Here is a 19,619-nt window from a genome sequence, read left to right on the forward strand (position 1 = left end):
ACCCCTGGACCGGCGCCGCTGGACCGGCGCCGCCGGACACGGTCAGACCGGTCGGCCCGGGGGCTGGACGCGGTCGAGTTCCATGGCGTAGTCGGCGCCGTAGATGCGCAGCTGGGAGCTGGTGCACGTGTAGTTGTCGGGCGTGGTGATCCAGATGAGGTTCTCCCGGTCCCGGACCTTCCCGTTGATCTTCCAGGTGATGGTGCCGGTCGAGCGCGGGTTGCTGTAGTTGATGACGTCGTCGCCTGCCTGGTAGCTGATCGTGTGGGTGCCGTTCATGATCACCTCGTACCGGTCGCCGTTGGCGACGCCCCTGAGGGTCACCTTGCGCACGATCACCACCGTGCCGTCGGCACGGAAGTCCATCGTCGAGCCCGCCCCCTTGACCTGCACCTTCACCCCGTAGATGTCGGAGTAGTCGGTGTACGAGGTCTCGTTCCAGCGGCCGATCAGGCAGCGCGCGGGGGAGACGGGGCTCGGCGACGGGGCGGCCGCGGCGGGACTGCGGCTGGGCGAGGCGGACGGCGACGGCGCGCCCGGCCGGTCGCGGGTCGCCAGGTACGCCGCCGCGCCGCCGGTCAGGCACACCACCAGCACGACGACGAGCAGCACCACGCCGATGACGACGGGCACGGTCCAATCACGACGCGGTTCGGGTTGCATCGGCACAGCATCGCCAATGGGATCCGCCGCGGCAAGACCGGTGCCGGATCAGACCGGGCGGCCGGGGGGCAGGATGCGGTCGGCCTCCACGGCGAAGTTCTCGCCGTAGAGGCGCAGCTTGTCGCCCTTGCAGGTGTACCGCTCGGGGTCGAGGGTGGAGCTGAGGTTCTGCCGGCCGCGGGTGCTGCCGTTGACCTTCCAGGTGGTGGTGCCGGTCGCCCGCACGTTGCTGTAGTGGATCATCTTGTCGTCGGCCTCGTAGCTGATGGTGATCGTGCCGTTGTGGATCACCTCGTAACGGTCGCCGCTGCTGGTGCCCCTGCGGGTCGTCTTGTGTACGGCGACCAGGGTGCCGTCGGCGCGGAAGTCGAACAGTGCGCCGGAGCCGGTGAGCTGGACGTTCGCGCCGTAGATGTCGGCGTTGCCGGTGTACGACGTCTCCTTCCACCGGCCGACCAGGCAGCGGGCGGGCGACGCCGGGCTCGGCGATGGGGCGGCCGCGGCGGGGCTGGGGCTGCGGCTGGGCGAGGCGGCGGCCACCGGGGCGGGATCACCGCGACGGGCCAGCAGGTAGGCCGCGGCGCCGCCGGCGACGCACAGCACCAGGACGAGCACCAGCAACACCGCGCCCACGATGACGGGCACGGTCCAATCGCGACCCTTGTCCGGCTGCATCAGCCCAGCATCGCCAATGAAACCGATCGCGGCAAGGCTCCGGTTGCTCACATCGCGTCACCGCACTCCATACTGGATCCCCGGTTCGGAACGGGGCCCGTCCAGAAGGCGCGGCACGTTCCGCAGGCAGCGACGTGGTGGAGGATGAGATGGCAGACACCTGGGTCGGGGCCACCGCCAAGCAGATCGCGCGCGCGGTCCGCCGTGGCGACACGTCGGCCACGCAGGTCGTCGCGGACCACCTCGACTATCTGAACAGGACGGACCCCGTCGTCGCGGCGTTTCGCACGGTGCGCTCGGCCGAGGCCGCCGCGGAGGCGGAGAAGGTCGACGACCAGGGCGACATGGGCAACCTGCCGCTGGCCGGGGTGCCGATCGCGGTCAAGGAGAACACCCCGGTCGCGGGCCTGCCGACGTGGCACGGCTCCGCGGGCGCCCGGCAGACCGTGGCCGAGGAGGACCACGAGCTGGTACGCAGGCTGCGCGGCGCGGGTGCGGTGGTCATCGGCACGACCCGGATGTCCGAGCTGGGGCTGTGGGGCGTGACCGACGACGACTCGGCGGTGACGCGCAACCCGTGGGCGCTGGAGCGCACGCCCGGCGGCTCGTCCGGCGGCTCGGCCGCCGCGGTGGCCGCGGGCCTGGTGCCGATCGCGCACGCCAACGACGGGCTGGGCTCGATCCGCATCCCGGCCGCCTGCTGCGGCCTGATCGGGCTCAAGCCGGGTCGCGGCGTGCTGCCGGTGAACATGGGCGCCGACGACTGGTTCGGCCTGGTCGAGCACGGGGTGCTGGCCACCACGGTGGCCGACGCCGCGCTCGGCCACGCGGTGCTGGCCGGGCGCACGCCGCAGCCGCTGAGCCAGCCGGGCCGGCTGCGCATCGCGGTGTCGCTGCGCTCGCCGGTGGCCGGGGCGAGCGCCGACGCGGCGAACCGGGCGGCGGTGAGCGACGCCACCCGGCTGCTGGTCGAGTGCGGCCACGACCTGCTGACCGCGGATCCGGTGTACCCGGCCTCGCTGGGCCTGCGGGGCCTGGCGACCTGGTTCGCGGCCGGGTATCGCGACGCGGAGGCGGCCGGGGTGGACCGGGCGAAGCTGCAGAAGCGCAGCCGCCGGCTGATCGCGGCGGGCGCGTGGGCGTGGCGGCGCGGGCTGGTGCGCGAGCAGGACCGCACCGACTTCCGCACCCGCAGCCTGGGCTTCTTCGTCGACAACGGGGTGGACCTGCTGCTCACGCCGGTGCTGACGGGGCCGCCGCTGCGCGCCGCGCAGTGGCACCGGCGCGGCTGGCTGCCGAACGTGGCGGCGCAGGTGCGCAACGCCCCGTTCGCGGCGCCGTGGAACATCACCGGGTTCCCGGCGCTGACCCTGCCGGTCGGCGTACGCCCCGACGGCCTGCCCGCGGCGGTGCAGCTGGTCGGCCCGCCCGGCACCGAGCTGCTGCTGCTGGCGGTCGCGGGTCAGCTCGAACTGGCCGCACCCTGGCGCCGCCACGCCCCGGGCTTCCCCCGCCCGAACTGAGCCCCTGACCGAAGCTCGGCCCGCGCTGCCCCGGCGGCGTGGGCCGAGCGCTGATCTGCGAGCCGGCCCGTGCTGTCCTGGCGAGGCGTTGATCTGTGAGGAAGATCGGCCGAGGCCCGTGGGGCGGTGGGGCGGGTCGTGGTGGCACGATCGGCGTGTGACACCTGAGCTGGTCAGCCTGGCTGATATCGAGGCGGCGCGCGAGCGCCTGCGTTCCGTCGTACGCACCACCCCGGTCGAGCCGTGCCGGCCGCTGTCCGCGAAGCTCGGCGGGCCGACCTGGCTGAAGTGCGAGAACCTGCAGCGCGCCGGGTCGTACAAGGTGCGCGGCGCGTACGTGCGGATCTCCCGGCTGAGCGAGCAGGAGCGGGCGCGGGGCGTGGTCGCGGCCAGCGCGGGCAACCACGCCCAGGGCGTCGCGCTCGCGGCAGGGCTGTGCAAGACCAAGGCCACCGTGTTCATGCCGGTGGGCGCCCCGCTGCCGAAGGTCGCCGCGACCAAGGGGTACGGCGCGCGCATCGAGCTGATCGGCAGCACGGTCGACGAGGCGCTGGTCGCCGCGCAGGAGTTCGCCGAGCGCACGGGGGCGGTGTTCATCCACCCGTTCGACCACCCGGACGTCATCGCCGGGCAGGGCACGGTCGGGCTGGAGATCCTGGAGCAGGTCCCCGAGGCACAGACCATCATCACCGGCATCGGCGGCGGCGGGCTGATCTCGGGCCTGGCCGTGGCGGCCAAGGCGCTGCGCCCCGACATCACCGTGATCGGCGTACAGGCCGCCGGTGCGGCGGCGGTCCCGCCCGCGCTGCGGGCCGGGCGCCCCGTGCGCATCCCGAACGTCGCCACGATCGCCGACGGCATCGCGGTGGGGCGCTGCGGCGACCTCACCTTCGCCCACATCAGCAAGCTCGTCGACGAGGTCGTCACGGTCACCGACGAGGAGATCTCGCGGGCGCTGCTGATGCTGCTGGAGCGGGGCAAGCTGGTCGCCGAGCCGGCCGGCTCGGTCGGCGTGGCCGCGCTGCTGGCGGGGAAGGTGGAGGTGCGCACCCCGGCGGTCGCGGTGGTGTCCGGCGGCAACATCGACCCGCTGCTGCTGCTGCGGGTGATCGAGCACGGCCTCAGCGCGGCCGGGCGCTACCTGCACGTCAACGTGCGCTGCGCGGACCGGCCGGGGCAGCTCGCCGCGCTGCTCAGCCTGATCGCCGAGCTGCGGGCCAACGTGCTCGACGTGGCCCACCAGCGCCACGACCCGCGGCTGCACCTGGGCGAGGTCGAGGTGGAGCTGAGCGTGGAGACGCGCGGCGCGGAGCACTCCGACCAGCTCGTCACCGCGCTGCGTGGCGCCGGCTACCAGGTGGACGTGGGCACTCCGTTCAGCTGAGACCCCTTCATGATCGAAGCTCCGTGTACGCGGCCGGGGGCGGCGTGCACGGAGCTCCGGTCACGGGAACGGGCGGGTGTCAGCCGCCGAAGGCCTCGAACGAGACGATGGTCACCTTGATGTCGTGGCCGCTGGGCGCGGTGTAGGTGACGGTCTGCCCCTTGCGGGCGCCGGTGATGGCCTGGCCGAGCGCCGACTCGGGCGAGTAGACGGTGAGGTCCGTGGTGGCCGCGATCTCGCGCGAGCCCAGCAGGAACGTCTCGGTGTCCTCGGTGTCGTCGTCGAAGTAGATGGTGACCACGCTGCCGACGGAGACGGCGTCTCCCTTGGGCGCCTCGCCGACACGCGCCACGCGGAGCAGCTCCTGCAACTGGCGGATGCGCCCCTCGGCCTTGCCCTGCTCCTCGCGCGCGGCGTGGTAGCCGCCGTTCTCCCGGAGATCGCCCTCTTCGCGGCGGGCGTTGATCTCCGCGGCCATCGCGGGGCGGGCGGCGATGAGCTCGTTGAGCTCGGCCTGGAGCCGGTCGTACGCGTCCTGGGACAGCCAGGTGGCATCAGTCGTGGACACGGGCGTTCTCCTCAGGTCTTACGGGTTCTGGGACTCATGCGGGGCGGTGCGTCGACCGCCGGCGCCAAAGAGGTAACCGCCTCCTTGAGCGCGATGGGCGAAGTTACCAACCTACCAGCGGATCAGGCGGGGTGGCAGCCCTTAACCTCACCGGTCACCGGGCGGGCCGTGGTCACGAGGCGGTGCGTGACCATCGTGCGTTCCGGCTCCGGGCCGGGCCGCACGGCGACCTCCTGCTGACCGACCTCGGCGCCGTTCTTGTCTCTGGCCCGGACGAGGCACACGGCCTCGCCGTCGGCCGGCATCCGGATCAGGAAGGTCACCACGACCTGCGTGTCGGTGATCTCGTCGAACTTGGTGACCGACGCTGTGTAGTCTCCGTCACCGTACGCGCTGTAGAGGCGTACCCCGATCAGAGTGAAGACCAGGGCGGCCACCGCCGCCAGGGCCAGCACGGCGGGGCGGGAGAGGCCGCGGCGTTCGCGCCGGCGTCCGTAACGCCCGGCCGGCCACGGCGCGCGCTCGGCCACCTGGCCGGCGGCGGTGTCGGTGGAGGTCTCGGTCACCGGTGGGGGTCCTTCGCTAGGCGTGTCGGAGGCGTGAGGAACACTGTTGGGGTCGATTCTCGCACGTGGGGAGAGCACGGTGACGCAGCGGCTGCGACTGATGGCGGTGCACGCGCACCCGGACGACGAGTCGTCCAAGGGTGCCGCGACGATGGCACGTTACGTCCGGGAGGGCGCGGACGTGCTGGTCGTCACGTGTACCGGCGGCGAGCGGGGCGACGTGCTGAACCCGAAACTGGACCGCCCGGAGGTCTGGGAGAACATCGCCGAGATCCGCCGCGCCGAGATGGCCGCGGCCCGCGACATCCTCGGCGTGGACCAGGCCTGGCTGGGCTTCGTCGACTCGGGCTGGATCGAGGGCTACGACCCCGCCGACCCGTCCGGCCTGCCCGAGGGCTGCTTCGCCCGGGTGCCGGTCGAGGAGGCGGCGGCGCCGCTGGTCAAGCTGATCCGCGAGTTCCGGCCGCAGGTCGTGCTGACCTACGACGAGGAGGGCGGCTACCCGCACCCCGACCACATCCAGACCCACCTGATCTCGATGGCCGCGATCGAGGCCGCGGCCGACCCGGCGCGGTTCGGCGAGTTCGGCGAGGCGTGGGACGTGCCGAAGGTCTACTACCACATCAGCTTCACCAAGGTGAAGTTCACCGCCCTGCACGAGGGCATGCTGGCCGCCGGGCTGGAGTCGCCCTACGGCGAGCGGCTCAACGACGACTGGCAGGGCGACAAGTCGCCGCGGATCACCACCCGGGTGCCCTGCGGCGAGTACTTCGAGCTGCGCGACGACGCGCTGCGCGCGCACGCGACCCAGATCGACCCCGACGGTCCCTGGTTCCGCGCGCCGCTGACCGTGCAGCGCACGTCCTGGCCGACCGAGGACTACCAGCTGGTCCGGTCCACGGTGGCCACCGCGATCCCCGAGGAAGACCTGTTCGCCGGCGTACGCGAGCCGGCGCGGACGGATAGGTGAGGCAGATGCTGGAGTTCCTGGCCGACAACAACTTCGGTGACACCCGGTCCGGCGACGGCCTCGCCGGACCGATGGCGCTGCTGTTGATCCTGCTCCTGGCCGCCGCAACTGTTTTCCTGATTCGCAACATGAATCAGCGACTCAAGCGGTTGCCCGAGACGTTCGATTCGGCGAGCATGAGTGACGGCGCGCCGACGGACCTGCCCGCCGTGCCGGACCCTCGCTGAGGCGGAGCGAGATGACCCCGGCCCGGGGCGGTGCCGTCCGGCCGGAGAGCACGTGGCCTTGCTGAAGGCGACCGCCCTCCGCCGCACGTGCGCTCGGACAGGGGGCACCAGATGGGCAGTTGGCTGACGCGTGCGGTGGACGGGCTGTATCGCCGGTCCGGCGCCGCTTCGCTGACGTCACGTGCCCGCGCCGTCATCACCGTCCTGGTGGTGGCCGGGGTGCTGGTGGCCGGGATCGGCCTGATCCTCGGCGTGCACGAGGGCGACCTCGCGCAGCTCCTGCTCCTCATCGGGCTCATCACCCTGGCGCACCTGTTCGGCCTGCGCATGCGGGTCGGCTCCACCAGCATCGACGTCGACTGGGGCGAGGCCGCGCTGATCGTGGGCTTCATCCTGGTCCCGGTGTCCTGGGTGCCGGCCGCCGCGGGCGCCGGCGTGCTGCTGGCCAAACCCGTGGTGTCGCTGGTCTCCGGCAACCGCACCAGTCCGATCGAGACGGTCCGGGCGGCCGCCTCGCTGACCCTGTCCGCCGGGTTCGCGGCGCTGGTCGTGTGGGGCAGCGGGGTGGCGGTGCTGCCGATGTCGGCGCAGGCCGCCGCGGTGGTGGTGCTGGCCGCGCTGACCTACCTGCTCACCAGCGCCGGCCTGCTCGCGGTGCACCTGGCCGTGCGCGACGGGCAGTCCATGGTGGGCGTGGTGTGGCAGGCGCTGCGCGGCACCCCCGTGATGATCGTCGGCAACGTGGCGCTGGGCCTGGTCGCCGTGCGGCTGTGGGGCACCAGCTGGCTGTGGGTGCTGCCGCCGCTGCTGTGGCTGCTGCACCAGCTCTACGTGCACCGCGTGCACGAGGACGAGGAGCGCCGCACCTGGCGGGCGTTCGCCATGGCCAGCCGCTCGCTGCACCGGCTGGACGAGGTCGCCGTGGCCCGCGAGGGCCTGCAGGCGGCCCGCGCGCTGTTCCCGGTGCGCGGCGTCGAGCTCACCGTGCTGGGCTCGCAGACCAGGTATCGCTGGTCTTCGCGTACCGGTGACGAGATCCTGATCGATCCGGCGCCGGCGGTGCCCGCGGTGGAGACCGACCGCCTGCCGCCGCTGACCCGGGTGCTGGAGGTGGCCGGCGGCCGGGTGGGCGTGCTCACCCTGCGGCCGCTGCGCCAGCGGGCGTGGGGCCTCAACGACCAGCACCGGCTGGCCGCGTTCGGCGACGCCCTGGCCGCCGCGCTGCACGACGCCGCGACCCACAGCGCCCTGCGCGAGCTGCGCGAACGCACCATGTACGAGTCCCATCACGACCCGCTGACCCGGCTGCTCAACCGCGACGCGCTGATGGACCGCGGCGACGCGGTGCTGCGCGGGCTCGACACGCGTACGCCGGTGGCCCTGCTGCTGCTCGACATGGACCACTTCAAGGAGGTCAACGACACGCTGGGCCACCTCGCCGGGGACGAGCTGCTGCAGACCGCGGCGACGCGGCTGTCGGGCGACGTCGGCCACGGTGAGCTGCTGGCCCGGCTCGGCGGGGACGAGTTCGCGCTGCTGGTGACGGACCTGCCGGGGCTGTCCCCGGATCACGAGGAGGCCGACCGGCTGACCGCGGCCACCGTGGTGGCGCAGCGCCGGGCCCGCATGCTGACCGCCGCCCTGGCCACCCCCACCGAGGTGGCCGGGGTGACGCTGTCGGCGGAGGTCTCCGTCGGGGTGGTGGTGGCCACGGCCGGCGAGTTCGACCTGACCGAGCTGCTGCGCCGCGCCGACATCGCGCTCTACCAGGCGAAGGAGTCGGGGGCGCGGGTCACCGGCTACGACCCGCACCGCGACCGCACCAGCACCGACCGGCTGGCCCTGGTGGCCGAGCTGCGCACCGCCCTGGCCGCCGACGACCAGCTCCACCTCGTCCTGCAGCCGGCGGTCGACCTGCAGACCGGTGCGCCGACCGGCGTCGAGGCGCTGATCCGCTGGCACCACCCGCGCCGCGGCCTGCTCACCCCGAAGCACTTCGTGCGTGCCGTGGAGGCGAGCGACCTGCTGGGCCGGTTCACCCGGCACGTGCTCGACCAGGCGCTGGCGCTGGCGGCGGAGTGGCGGCGCCAGGGTCTGGACGTGCCGGTGGCGGTCAACCTGTCGCCGCGCAGCCTGCTCGACCCGCAGCTGCCCACCGAGGTCGCCGAGCTGCTGCGCCGGCACGGCATGCCGGCCTCGAAGCTGGTCCTGGAGATCACCGAGACGGTCGTGCTGAGCCCGCTGCCCGTCACCGACCAGGTGCTCCGCGAGCTGCGCGAGCTCGGTGTACGGTTCGCGGTCGACGACTTCGGCACCGGGTTCTCGTCGCTGACCTTCCTCACCCGCATCGCGGTCGACGAGCTGAAGGTGGACCGCACCTTCGTGGCGCGGATGGCCGAGTCCAAGCAGGCCGCCGCCATCGTGCAGGCCGTGGTGGACCTGGGCCGCCAGCTCGGCCTGCGGGTGGTGGCGGAGGGCGTGGAGACGGCCGACCAGCGCACCGCCCTGCGCCGGCTGGGCTGCGACGCGGGCCAGGGCTTCCACTTCTCCCGGCCGCTGCCCGCCGACCAGATCACCGACTCGCTGCACGCGCTGGCCAAGGCGGCGCGCCCGGTGCGGCCGGTGCGCCCGAAGACCGGCACCGCGCACCCCTGACCGGGCCATTCGCCGCGACCTATTAGTCCGGTTGCGGGACATTCCGGGCGATATCGTGATCACGTGCCGGTGCAGACCAGCGAAGTCGACCTCTTCTCGGTGCTGTGCTGCCTCGTGGTCGCCGTGCTGGCCGTCGTGCTCGGGCTGACCGTGTTCGGGCGGCGCCGGCGCCGCGCGCAGGGGCGGCCCGACTCCGCCCCGCAGGCGCCCGCCGGCCCGGCCGACCCGTTCGCCGCGTACACCACCCAGCAGCTCAACACGTACGCGAACGCGCAGCTGGTGGCCGTGGACAACGCCGTGCGCACCAGCGAGCAGGAGCTCGGCTTCGCCGTCGCGCAGTACGGCGCCGACGCCGTCACCGCGTACGCCGCCGCGGTCGCCGCCGCGAAGGAGCAGCTGGGCGGGGCGTTCCGGATCCGGCACCAGCTCGACGACGAGCTCCCCGAGGACGAGCCCACCCGCCGCCAGCTGCTGCGCGACATCGTGGACCGCTGCACGGCGGTGGACCGGCGGCTGGACACCGAGGCGGACGCGTTCGAGCGGCTGCGCGCCATGCAGGCCAACGCCGAGGAGCTCAGCGCGAGCCTGACCGCGCGGGCCGGGCAGCTGCGGCAGGCGCTGCCGACCGCGGAGGCCACGCTGACCCGCCTCACCGACCGCTACACCGAGGGTGCGCTGACGCCCATCGCGGGCAACGTCACCGAGGCCACGGCCCGGCTCGACTTCGCCGACGGGCAACTGCACGAGGCCGCGACCGCGCTGGCCGCCGCCGACCGCGGCCGGGCCGCGCTCGCGATCCGGGGCGCGGAGCAGGCCGTCGGCCAGGCGTCGAACCTGCTGGACGCGCTGGACCGGGCCGCCGCCGAGCTGGACGCCGCCGGGGCCAACGTGACCCGGCTGCTGGACGAGGTGCAGGCCGAGGTCGCCGCGGGCAAGGCCGCGCTACAGGCCGCCGACGGCACGGGCGGCGCCGACCGGATGAACCTCGCCGCCGCGGTGGCCCGCGCCGACCAGGTCACCGGCGACGTGCGGGTGCACCTGGCGGGGGCGAGGACCGACCCGCTGGGCATGATGCGCCGCCTGGAGACCGCCGCGGCGGGCCTGGCCGAGGCCATGGGCTCGATGCGCGACGCCGCCGAACGGTCCCAGCACGCCCGCCGCCAGCTCGAACAAGCCCTGTACGCGGCCCGCGCCGCGGTCGGGTCCGCCACCGACTACGTCACCACCCGCCGCGGTGCGGTCGGCTCCACCGCGCGGGCCCGGCTGTCCGAAGCCCACGCCCAGCTCGACCACGCCGAGAACAGCAGCGACCCGGTGACCGCGCTGGCCGCCGCCGAGCGGGCGCACGACCTCGCCTCGCAGGCCGTCGACTCGGCCCGCGACGACGTCGAGCGCTGGTCCTTCCCGTCCGGGTACGGCAGCCCGATGGGCGGCGGCCGGGTGGTCATCGGCGGCCCCGGCGGCTTCGGCACGGCCGCCGCCGGGGGCATGGGCGGGGCCATCCTCGGCGGGATCCTGCTCGACAGCATGCTCGGCGGCGGCACGGGCGGCTTCCGCATCGGCCTCACCAGCGAGGCGAACCACCGGGACGACGCGACGGCCCCCGGGTCGCAGACGGTTCAGGGCCGGTTCGGCGGCCCCAGCACGTGGACGCGACCGGAGAAGTGACAGAGGGGGAGAACACCATGGCGGCACAATCGATCATGGGACGGATCAGCCAGCTGATCCGGGCCAACATCAACGAAGCCATCGACTCGGCCGAGGATCCCCGGCTGATGCTCGACCAGATGGTGCGGGACTACACGGCGAGCATCAGCGAGGCCGAGAACGCCGTGGCGACGACCATCGGCAACCTGCGCCTGCTGGAGTCGGACTCGGCGGAGGCGGCGAAGTCGGCGGCCGAGTGGCAGGTCAAGGCCCAGGCCGCCAGTGCCAAGGCGGACCAGATGCGGGCGAAGAGCCCCACCGAGGCGGACAAGTTCGACAACCTCGCCCGGATCGCCATCGGCAAGCAGATCGCGTACGAGAACGACGTCAAGAGCTTCGGTCCGATGATCGCCGAGCAGACGCAGGTCACCGAGCAGCTCAAGCAGGGCGTCGCGCAGATGCGCAGCAAGCTCGAAGAGCTGCGCGGCAAGCGGGACGAGCTGGTCGCCCGCGGCAAGGTCGCCGAAGCGCGCGGCCGGGTCCAGGACGCCGTGCGCAGCGTCGACGTCCTCGACCCCACCAGCGAGATCGCCCGCTTCGAGGAGAAGATCCGCCGCGAGGAGGCCCGCGTCAAGGGCCGGGAGGAGCTGCAGGCCTCCACTCTCGACGCCCAGTTCGAGCAGCTCACCGCCGACGCCCGCGATGACGAGATCGAGTCCCGGCTGGCCGCGATGAAGTCCGGCTCCCGCTGACCGTCAGAGGCGAAGCTCCGGCCCCGCCGTTCCGGCGGCGTCGGGGCTTCGCCCAGGCAGGCCGATGTCCGGTGCGGAGGCGGTGGGGCCTCCCGCATGGACCAGGGTGTGCCAGAGGTACTTGACGAGCTGGAGCACCTCGTCCTCGGTGCCCCACGACGACCAGGCCAGCGGGTCGCGGGCGGCGGCCGCGGCGGCCCGTCCGACGAGCTCGGCGTCCAGCCACCACCGTCCGTCCCCGAACCGCTCGACCACGTGGGCCGCGAACCGCGGCGCCTCGGGTCCGCGGAAGTCCGGCCCGAACCGCGCCGGGTGCAGCTCGAACCCGGCATGCCATTCGAGTGCGATGCCGCAGCGGGCGGCCAGCTCGGTGAGCAGGTCGCCGCTGGGCGTGTCCCGGAAGCTCGGGTCGAGCACCAGCGCCTCGGCGTCGGCCGCCAGGTCCACCGGACCGTGCACCTGGGCTTCGAGGTAGTCGTCGAGCGCGCGTCCCGGCTCGCGCGACGGCACGTGGTCTGCGAGTCCGCGCAGCATCGCGAGCGGGTCCACCCCCGCGCGCCCGAGCGTCACGCCGGTCTCGCGGGCCTGCTCGACCAGGCCGGCGAGGACGCACTCGAAGGCCTCCAGGGTGCCCACGTCGGCCGGGCCGAGATGGCTGTCGCCGACGGTGAACGTGCTGCGCGCGCTCACCTCCGGGCGCAGCCGTACGTGGCACGACCCGAACCGGGGCGACGCGCCGTCGGGGTGGGCGAGCAGGTTCAGGCCGCCGTACAGCGGGCGCTCGGCGGGCAGGACGTCCGGGCCGTGATACGCCGTGCCGAACAGCGCCTGCTCCCAGCGGTCCCGGAAGCCACCGAGGAACGCGGTGCGGCTGCCGTTGGTGACACCGGTCTCGAACTGGCTGCGGTAGCGGCCGTCGGCCGCCATCGACTCGGCGACGGTGCGCCCGTCGGCGAGCAGCCGGTCGGGGTGGAAGTTCAGGGTGACCCGGCCGTGCGCGCGTACGTTCGCGATCAGCTCGGCGACGTCCGGCACACCCGCCAGCCGTTCCAGCGCCTCCGTGCGCCGCTTGTCCGCGTACGCCGTCACGTGGTCTAGTGCCGCCAGCTGCGCCGACGTCAGCATGTCGCGTTGATCCGTCCCGCCCGTCATGGGCGCGACCCCATCACACCTTTGCGCCGCGGGCAACGCTGTTTGGGGGTGGGGTGGTTCGTGGGTGGTGAAGATCGCTGTCTCGGGTCAGGAAGTCAGGTCGGACTCCACGTGCTGACCGGAAACGGTGATCTTCACCCTGCGGTCAGCTTCTGCGGGGTGGAGTGGGTGGGCGAGACTGTCGGGCATGCCGAAGTATCGACGCCGGCGGTCGGCCGCCGAGAAGAGCAGAGCCGACGGGTCGGCTCTGGAGCGGCGTGCTCAGCGACGGGCGGCCCAGGCGGAGCACGCGGAGGCCAGGACCTGGCTTCCCGCCGCCGAGCCGGCCTTCGTGGCGGGTGCGATCGGGTTCGTGGCGAGCCTGTGGCTGGCGCTGGTGGGTGTCTACCCCCTGGCGCCCGCCGTCGCGGTGGGCTCCTGCCTGCTGAACGCGTACGCGGTCTACGTCCTGCGCAAGGGTGCGGAGGCGGGCGGTGACCGCTTCCCGTTCCGCATGGGCAACGGCAACCCCGGTGCGGTCGTCGCGGGTGCGCTGGGGGTCGCCTCGGTCGTGGTGGGCGTGGCGGCGTTCCTCGCCCACTGACGGCGAGGGATGCTCTTATGGATGTCAAGCCGCTGAGGCTTGGCATCCATAAGGGTGGGAAGGGCACCTTCCGCTACGCATAGCGTTAAGAAGGTGCCCTTCCTTCGGTGACAAAAGGGGCACCGGGGCACGGCGCGGACTGCTGTGAAAGAGTGGAAGCGTGAACAGACTGGGTGACGCGACCTCGCCGTACCTGCTGCAACACGCCGACAACCCGGTGCACTGGTGGCCGTGGTGCGAGGAGGCGTTCGCGGAGGCGAAGCAGCGGGACGTGCCGGTGCTGATCTCCGTGGGGTACGCCGCGTGCCACTGGTGTCATGTGATGGCGCACGAGTCGTTCGAGGACGCGGTGGTCGGCGACATCGTCAACGAGAACTTCGTGGCGATCAAGGTGGACCGCGAGGAGCGGCCCGACGTGGACGCGGTCTACATGTCGGCGACCCAGGCGATGACCGGGCAGGGCGGCTGGCCGATGACGGTCTTCGCCGCGCCCGACGGCAAGCCGTTCCTGTGCGGCACGTACTACCCGAAGGCGCAGTTCACGCGGCTGCTGGGCGCGGTCGCGGACGCGTGGCGCGACCAGCGGCGGCAGGTGCTGGAGCAGGGCGACGCGGTCGTCGAGGCGATCGCCCGCAACCCGCTCGGCGGCGGTGGCGAGATCACCAAGGAGCTGCTGGACCACGCGGTGGAGCTGCTGCGCGGCGACTACGACACGGTGCGGGGCGGGTTCGGCGGGGCGCCGAAGTTCCCGCCGCACATGCTGATGCTGTTCCTGCTGCGCCACCACCGGCGCGCCGGTGACGCGGAGTCGCTGGAGCTGGCTCGGCACACCGGCGAGGCGATGGCCCGCGGCGGCATCTACGACCAGCTCGCGGGTGGTTTCCACCGGTACGCGGTGGACGCGACGTGGACCGTGCCGCACTTCGAGAAGATGCTGTACGACAACGCGCTGCTGCTGCGGGCGTACAACGAGATCTGGCGGCTGACCGGGGATCCGCTGGCGCAGCGGATCGCCACCGAGACGGCGCTGTTCATGGTCAACGACCTGCAGACGGCCGAGGGCGGGTTCGCCTCGGCGCTGGACGCCGACACCGAGGGCGTGGAGGGCACCACCTACTCGTGGACCCCGGCGCAGCTGGTCGAGGTGCTGGGGGAGCAGGACGCGGCGTTCGCGGCGGACCTGTTCGGGGTGACCGACGCGGGCACGTTCGAGCACGGCGCGTCGGTGCTGGTGCTGCGGCGCGACATCGACGACGCCGCGCCGGAGGTGCAGGAGCGCTGGGCGCGGGTGCGCGGGCTGATGATGGCGGCGCGGCGCGACCGGGCGCAGCCGATGCGCGACGACAAGGTGGTCGCGTCGTGGAACGGCCTGGCGATCACCGCGCTGTGCGAGTTCTGGCGCAACTACACCGAGGTCGGCGGCGAGGCCGACGTCGAGGAGGTCGACTTCCGCGCGGTCGCGGTGGAGGCGGGCGAGCTGCTGCTGACCCGGCACCTGGTCGACGGGCGGCTGCGGCGGGTGTCGCGCGACGGCGTGGTGGGGCAGCCGGCGGGGGTGCTGGAGGACCACGGCTGCGTGGCCGAGGCGTTCTGCGCGCTGCATCAGGTCACCGGCGACGGCCGCTGGCTGGCGGCGGCGGGGGTGCTGCTGGACGTGGCCGCGGAGCGCTTCCGGGACGGGGAGGGCGGCTTCCACGACACCGCCGACGACGCCGAGCGGCTGGTGATCCGGCCCGCCGACCCGACCGACAACGCCACCCCGTCGGGGCTGTCGTCGCTGGTCAACGCGCTGCTGAGCTACGCGGCGCTGAGCGGCGAGCCGCGCTGGCGGGAGATGGCCGAGCGGGCGCTGTCCACGGTGGCGCCGCTGCTGGCGGGCCACCCCCGGTTCGCGGGGTATGCCGCGGCGGGGGCGGAGGCGCTGCTGTCCGGGCCGTACGAGATCGCCATCGCGACCACCGACCCGGAGTCCGACCCGCTGCTGCTGACCGCGATCGAGCACGCGCCGCCCGGGGCGGTGATCGTGGCGGGTCACCCGGACGCGCCGGGCGTGCCGCTGCTGACGGGCCGCACGATGGTCGACGGCCTGCCCACGGCGTACGTGTGCCGGGGTTTCGTGTGCGACCGTCCGGTGACGACAACTGTCGAACTGGCGACAATTCTCGGCTGATAGCACGATATGAGAGGCCAAACGGACAATACTGGCTAGTCTGAAGGCTCCCCCGACGACAGTGGCGTGCCTGCCCCTGCCCCCGCAGCGGCGAAGTCACCGTCGGCCAGCCTGAGGAGATGGTCGCGTGGCCGGTCTCGCCGCCCTGCTGAGCTTCGGCTCCGATCGCAGCTCCACCGAGACGCTCACCGCGCTGTCGCGCGCGCTCGCCCCCCGCGGCTCCGAGGAGGCCCGCGGCGTCAACGGCTCCGCGAAACTGCTGGTCCGGGCGGCGCTGCCGATCGTGCACCGGCTCGACACGACCACGCTGATCGTCGACGGCATCGTCGAGCTGAGCACCCTGGCCAACCGGTACGCCGAGCGCGGGCCGATGGGCCTGGTCGGCGGCGCCGACCCGTACACCGTGATCATGGCCGACCCGGACGGCCTGGTGCTCGCCCGCAGCGGCGACGGCCCGCCGCTCTACTACGCCCGCAGCCGCGGCGCGGTGCTCGTCGCCAGCGAGCCGACCGCGCTGCTGGCCGCGGGGGTGCCCGCCCGGCCCGACCCGGAGACGGTCGCCCGGTTCCTCGCCGTCGGCGGCTGCGACGAGGGCGCGGCCACCTTCTTCGAGGGCATCCGCCGGGTGCTGCCCGACCAGGTCGTGGAGATCTCGGCCGGGCACACCGACGGCTGGCTGGTCCGGGCGCACCCGCCGGCCCGCCGCCGCGGCCCGGCGATCAGCGGCCGGATGGCGCTGCTCGGCTCGGTGGGGGAGGGCCGCCTCGGCGTGCTGCTCGGCCCCGGGCTGCCCGGCGCGGCCGTGCTCGGCGCGGCGCTGTCCGAACACCCCCAGCACCGCGGGCTGCCCGTCTACTCGGTGAACTTCCCGGGCCTGCCGATGGACTCCTCCGCGTACGCCGCCGCGCTGCTCGGGCCGCTGCCCGACGCGAGCGTGCGGCACCGGGCGCTGCCGTTCTTCGCCGACGAGATCGACGTCGACGGGTTCCTCGCCGACCTCGGCGAGCCCGTGCCCGACCTGCCCGCATACCTGGCCTGGGCGGTCGCCCGGTCCACCGGCGGCGAGGTGGACGCGCTGCTCGGCGCGGCGGGCTGGCACGGGCCGGTGGGGCACCTGTCCCGGCTCGCCGACCGGGTCGCCTCCCGGTATGGCGTGGCGTTGCGCTTCCCGTACCGCGACCTGGACACCACCGACGAGGCGCTGCGCGGCGAGCTGCGCGGGCTGGCCGAGCGCACCCTGCCGCCGGTCTCGGTGCGGGCCGCGAGCGCCGCGCCCGCCGCGGCGACGCTGGAGCCGCCGCTGCGCGAGATCCTGCTGCGCCTGCGCGCCGAGATGATCGGGGCGCTGCTCTACCCGCACCACGGCCCGACCGACCACGCCGGGCTCGCCGTGATGCAGCACCTGACGGCCGCCTCCGAGGCCGAGGTGGCCCGGCTGTGGCGGTGCTACCTGCTGGAGCGCTGGCTGGTCACGGTGGTCGCGCCGTACGAGCGCCAGCCCGAGGTGCCCGCCGCGCGCCAGGCCCCGCAGCGGGCCGCGATCACCGCCGCCGGGCAGGAGTGGCTCACGCACGCCCTGCTCACCGAGCCGATCGCGGCCGGTGACCGGATCGCCGAGAAGTTCGCCTGGTACGTCGCCGAGTTCGCGCACGGCGCCGACAAGCCGACCCGGCAGGCGCTGCGCCAGCCGTGGCACCTGCTCGTCGCGGCCAAGCCGGTCGCCGTGGCACAGGGCTTGGCCCGCGCCATCTGGGAGATCGAGCCCGGCTCGTACGCCCGCGCGCTGGTGCGCGTCGCCGGGCCCGCGATCGGGCTGGCCGACCCGTGGAGCATGCAGGTCGCCCTCGACCACGCCGGGAAGGTGCGGCTCGGGCTGGCCGTGCTCTGCGCCCGGCTCGGCCGCCACGCCTGGGCCGAGCGCGCCGCCGGGCCGCTGGCCCGCTCGGTCTGCCCGCCCCGCGAGCAGGCCTGCCCGCCCGCGCACCTGGCCGTGGTGCCGCCGCCGGCCAACGCCGACCGGGTCGCCGAGGACATCGTCGCCGCGCTGCGCAAGACCCTGCCCGACGACGTGTACGCCATGCTGTCCGGCTGCGCCGTGATCGGCGCCGACGAGGACGGCACGCGGCTGCTCGGCTGGTCGCGGCCCGGCGAGCCGCCCGCCGGGCTGCTCGCCCGGCTGTGCGAGTACAACCCGTTCGGGCAGGGTGACGAGCGCACCCCGCTGGTGCTGGCGCTGGCCGCGCCGCGGCGGGTGGCCCAGCCCACCGGCCGCAAGGGCGCGAAGGCCCCGGCCCGACGGCGCTGACTAGACTTCCGTAGCGATGGACACACGCACCGGCCTCCCTGTCGTCGGCATGATCGGCGGCGGCCAGCTCGCCCGTATGACCCACCAGGCGGCGATCGCCCTCGGCCAGTCGCTGCGGGTGCTGGCCAACGACGTCGACGAGTCCGCGGCCCTGGTCGCGGCCGACGTGCAGCTCGGCAGCCACACCGACCTGGCCGCCCTGCGCACCTTCGCCAAGTCCTGCGACGTGGTCACCTTCGACCACGAGCACGTGCCGGGCGAGCACATCCGCGCCCTGGCCGCCGAGGGCCACAAGGTCTTCCCCGGCGCCGACGCGCTGCGCTACGCCCAGGACAAGCACGAGATGCGCCGCCGGCTGACCGCGCTGGGCGCGCCCGTGCCGCGCTGGGCGCCGATCTCCACCGCGGCGGAGCTGGTCGAGTTCGGCCTGCCCGCGGTCGTGAAGACCGCCCGCGGCGGGTACGACGGCCGCGGCGTCTTCGTCGTCAACGACGTCGAGGAGATCATCGACCTGCTGGCCAGCGGCGCCGAGCTGATCGTCGAGGAGAAGGTCGAGCTGCGCCGCGAGCTCGCCGTGCAGGTCGCCCGCTCGCCGTACGGCCAGGTCGCGGTGTACCCGGTGGTCGAGACGGTGCAGCGCGACGGCATCTGCGTCGAGGTGCTCGCGCCTGCCCCCGACCTGCCGGAGGAGGTCGCGATCGCGGCCCAGCAGCTCGCCATCCGCATCGCCAACGAGCTGGGCGTCGTCGGCCTGCTCGCGGTCGAGCTGTTCGAGACCCCGACCGGCCTCGTGGTCAACGAGCTGGCGATGCGGCCGCACAACTCCGGGCACTGGACCATCGAGGGTGCCCGCACGTCGCAGTTCGAGCAGCATCTGCGCGCCGTGCTGGACTACCCGATGGGCGACACCTCGCTCGCCGCGCCCGCCGTGGTCATGGTCAACGTGCTGGGCGGCCCCGAGGGCGGCCTGTCCGTCGACGAGCGACTGCACCACCTGATGGCCGCCGAGCCCGGTGTGAAGGTGCACCTCTACGGCAAGCAGACCCGGCCCGGCCGCAAGATCGGGCACGTCACCGCGCTCGGCGGCGACCTGGCCGACTGCCGCCGCCGCGCGGCCCGCGCCGCCCACTGGCTGACGTACGGGCAGGCGCCGGCGTGAACGCGCCGGCGGTGGCCGGCCCGGCACCGCTCGGCGAGCGACAGATGACCGGTTCGGCGCAGGCCGCCGACCAGCGCAGCGAGGAGCAGGCATGACTGACCAGACCCCGGCACCGCAGGTCGGGATCATCATGGGGTCCGACTCGGACTGGCCCGTGATGAAGCCCGCCGCCGAGGCGCTGGCCGAGTTCGGCGTGACGTACGAGGTGCGCGTCGTGTCCGCGCACCGCACGCCGCAGTTGATGATCGACTACGGCCAGTCCGCCGCCGACCGGGGCCTCAAGGTCATCATCGCCGGGGCGGGCGGCGCCGCCCACCTGCCGGGCATGGTCGCCAGCGTGACGCCGCTGCCGGTCATCGGCGTGCCGGTGCCGCTGAGGTACCTCGACGGCATGGACTCGCTGATGTCCATCGTGCAGATGCCCGCCGGCATCCCGGTCGCCACGGTCTCCATCGCCGGCGGCCGCAACGCGGGCCTGCTCGCCGCCCGCATCCTCGGCGCCCACGACGCCACCCTGCGCGCCAGGCTCGCCGACTACGCCCACAGCCTCACCGAGCTGGTCGCCCAGAAGGACGCCGCCCTCCAGTCCACCCTCTGACCGCCAAGATCGTCCGACTTGC

The 19,619-nt window shown here is 73.7% G+C and carries 17 protein-coding genes; 12 read left to right on the forward strand and 5 right to left on the reverse strand.

Annotated elements, in window-relative coordinates; genetic code table 11:
* Positions 1 to 42 precede the first annotated feature (42 nt).
* Both AB0J67_RS02820 and AB0J67_RS02825 read right to left on the reverse strand, forming a co-directional pair.
* A complete protein-coding gene (locus AB0J67_RS02820) occupies positions 43 to 633 on the reverse strand; it encodes a hypothetical protein (RefSeq protein ID WP_363475553.1) in 591 nt (196 codons plus the stop codon).
* Positions 634 to 711: 78 nt separating this feature from the next.
* The gene (locus AB0J67_RS02825; protein ID WP_363475554.1) at positions 712 to 1,338 is read right to left on the reverse strand and encodes a hypothetical protein; all 627 of its coding nucleotides are present in this window, start codon (positions 1,336 to 1,338) and stop codon (positions 712 to 714) included.
* Positions 1,339 to 1,472: 134 nt separating this feature from the next.
* Between AB0J67_RS02825 and AB0J67_RS02830 the strand changes: the two genes are divergently transcribed.
* Together AB0J67_RS02830 and ilvA are read left to right on the forward strand one after the other, a co-directional pair.
* Entirely contained in the window at positions 1,473 to 2,861 is a 1,389-nt protein-coding gene (locus AB0J67_RS02830) for an amidase family protein (protein ID WP_363475556.1), read from the forward strand.
* 157 nt (positions 2,862 to 3,018) lie between these two features.
* Positions 3,019 to 4,245: a threonine ammonia-lyase gene (ilvA, locus tag AB0J67_RS02835; RefSeq protein ID WP_363475558.1), complete on the forward strand. Its 1,227-nt coding sequence runs from the start codon at positions 3,019 to 3,021 to the stop codon at positions 4,243 to 4,245.
* A gap of 79 nt (positions 4,246 to 4,324) precedes the next feature.
* On the opposite strand, the gene greA is transcribed toward ilvA, so the two are convergent.
* Together greA and AB0J67_RS02845 are read right to left on the reverse strand one after the other, a co-directional pair.
* On the reverse strand, positions 4,325 to 4,813 hold the full coding sequence (gene greA, locus AB0J67_RS02840; protein ID WP_363475560.1) for a transcription elongation factor GreA: 489 nt from the start codon (positions 4,811 to 4,813) through the stop codon (positions 4,325 to 4,327).
* A 122-nt stretch (positions 4,814 to 4,935) separates the two neighbouring features.
* Positions 4,936 to 5,379: a DUF4307 domain-containing protein gene (locus AB0J67_RS02845; protein ID WP_363475562.1), complete on the reverse strand. Its 444-nt coding sequence runs from the start codon at positions 5,377 to 5,379 to the stop codon at positions 4,936 to 4,938.
* A gap of 79 nt (positions 5,380 to 5,458) precedes the next feature.
* On the opposite strand from AB0J67_RS02845, the gene mca reads away from it, so the two are divergent.
* The 5 genes from mca to AB0J67_RS02870 all read left to right on the forward strand — a co-directional run bounded on the left by mca (position 5,459) and on the right by AB0J67_RS02870 (position 11,630).
* Positions 5,459 to 6,349 carry a mycothiol conjugate amidase Mca gene (mca, locus tag AB0J67_RS02850; protein WP_363475564.1) on the forward strand — a complete coding sequence of 297 codons (891 nt, stop codon included), beginning with the start codon at positions 5,459 to 5,461 and terminating at the stop codon, positions 6,347 to 6,349.
* Positions 6,350 to 6,354: 5 nt separating this feature from the next.
* Positions 6,355 to 6,576 (forward strand): hypothetical protein, encoded by a 222-nt coding sequence (locus AB0J67_RS02855; protein WP_363475706.1) that lies wholly within the window; start codon positions 6,355 to 6,357, stop codon positions 6,574 to 6,576.
* Positions 6,577 to 6,687: 111 nt separating this feature from the next.
* On the forward strand, positions 6,688 to 9,231 hold the full coding sequence (locus tag AB0J67_RS02860; RefSeq protein ID WP_363475566.1) for a bifunctional diguanylate cyclase/phosphodiesterase: 2,544 nt from the start codon (positions 6,688 to 6,690) through the stop codon (positions 9,229 to 9,231).
* A gap of 63 nt (positions 9,232 to 9,294) precedes the next feature.
* Complete coding sequence (locus AB0J67_RS02865) at positions 9,295 to 10,899, forward strand: hypothetical protein (protein WP_363475567.1); 1,605 nt, start codon at positions 9,295 to 9,297, stop codon at positions 10,897 to 10,899.
* A 17-nt stretch (positions 10,900 to 10,916) separates the two neighbouring features.
* The gene (locus tag AB0J67_RS02870) at positions 10,917 to 11,630 is read left to right on the forward strand and encodes a PspA/IM30 family protein (protein WP_363475569.1); all 714 of its coding nucleotides are present in this window, start codon (positions 10,917 to 10,919) and stop codon (positions 11,628 to 11,630) included.
* Positions 11,631 to 11,633: 3 nt separating this feature from the next.
* Here the strand turns inward: AB0J67_RS02870 and AB0J67_RS02875 are convergent, their stop codons facing one another.
* Complete coding sequence (locus AB0J67_RS02875; protein ID WP_363475571.1) at positions 11,634 to 12,755, reverse strand: DUF3626 domain-containing protein; 1,122 nt, start codon at positions 12,753 to 12,755, stop codon at positions 11,634 to 11,636.
* A gap of 214 nt (positions 12,756 to 12,969) precedes the next feature.
* Here AB0J67_RS02875 and AB0J67_RS02880 point away from each other — a divergent pair, with 214 nt between their 5' ends.
* The 5 genes from AB0J67_RS02880 (at position 12,970) to purE (ending at position 19,597) form a co-directional block, all read left to right on the forward strand.
* The gene (locus AB0J67_RS02880) at positions 12,970 to 13,365 is read left to right on the forward strand and encodes a hypothetical protein (protein WP_363475572.1); all 396 of its coding nucleotides are present in this window, start codon (positions 12,970 to 12,972) and stop codon (positions 13,363 to 13,365) included.
* A 160-nt stretch (positions 13,366 to 13,525) separates the two neighbouring features.
* Positions 13,526 to 15,535: a thioredoxin domain-containing protein gene (locus AB0J67_RS02885; protein ID WP_363475574.1), complete on the forward strand. Its 2,010-nt coding sequence runs from the start codon at positions 13,526 to 13,528 to the stop codon at positions 15,533 to 15,535.
* Between the two features lie 127 nt (positions 15,536 to 15,662).
* Positions 15,663 to 17,840, forward strand: a complete 2,178-nt coding sequence (locus AB0J67_RS02890; RefSeq protein WP_363475575.1) for a hypothetical protein — start codon at positions 15,663 to 15,665, stop codon at positions 17,838 to 17,840.
* Positions 17,841 to 17,856: 16 nt separating this feature from the next.
* Positions 17,857 to 18,999 (forward strand): 5-(carboxyamino)imidazole ribonucleotide synthase, encoded by a 1,143-nt coding sequence (locus AB0J67_RS02895; RefSeq protein ID WP_363475576.1) that lies wholly within the window; start codon positions 17,857 to 17,859, stop codon positions 18,997 to 18,999.
* Between the two features lie 91 nt (positions 19,000 to 19,090).
* Positions 19,091 to 19,597, forward strand: a complete 507-nt coding sequence (purE, locus tag AB0J67_RS02900) for a 5-(carboxyamino)imidazole ribonucleotide mutase (protein ID WP_363475578.1) — start codon at positions 19,091 to 19,093, stop codon at positions 19,595 to 19,597.
* Positions 19,598 to 19,619: the final 22 nt, after the last annotated feature.

Origin of the sequence: Catellatospora sp. NPDC049609, from assembly GCF_040675365.1 — a bacterium.
Taxonomy (GTDB): domain Bacteria; phylum Actinomycetota; class Actinomycetes; order Mycobacteriales; family Micromonosporaceae; genus Catellatospora.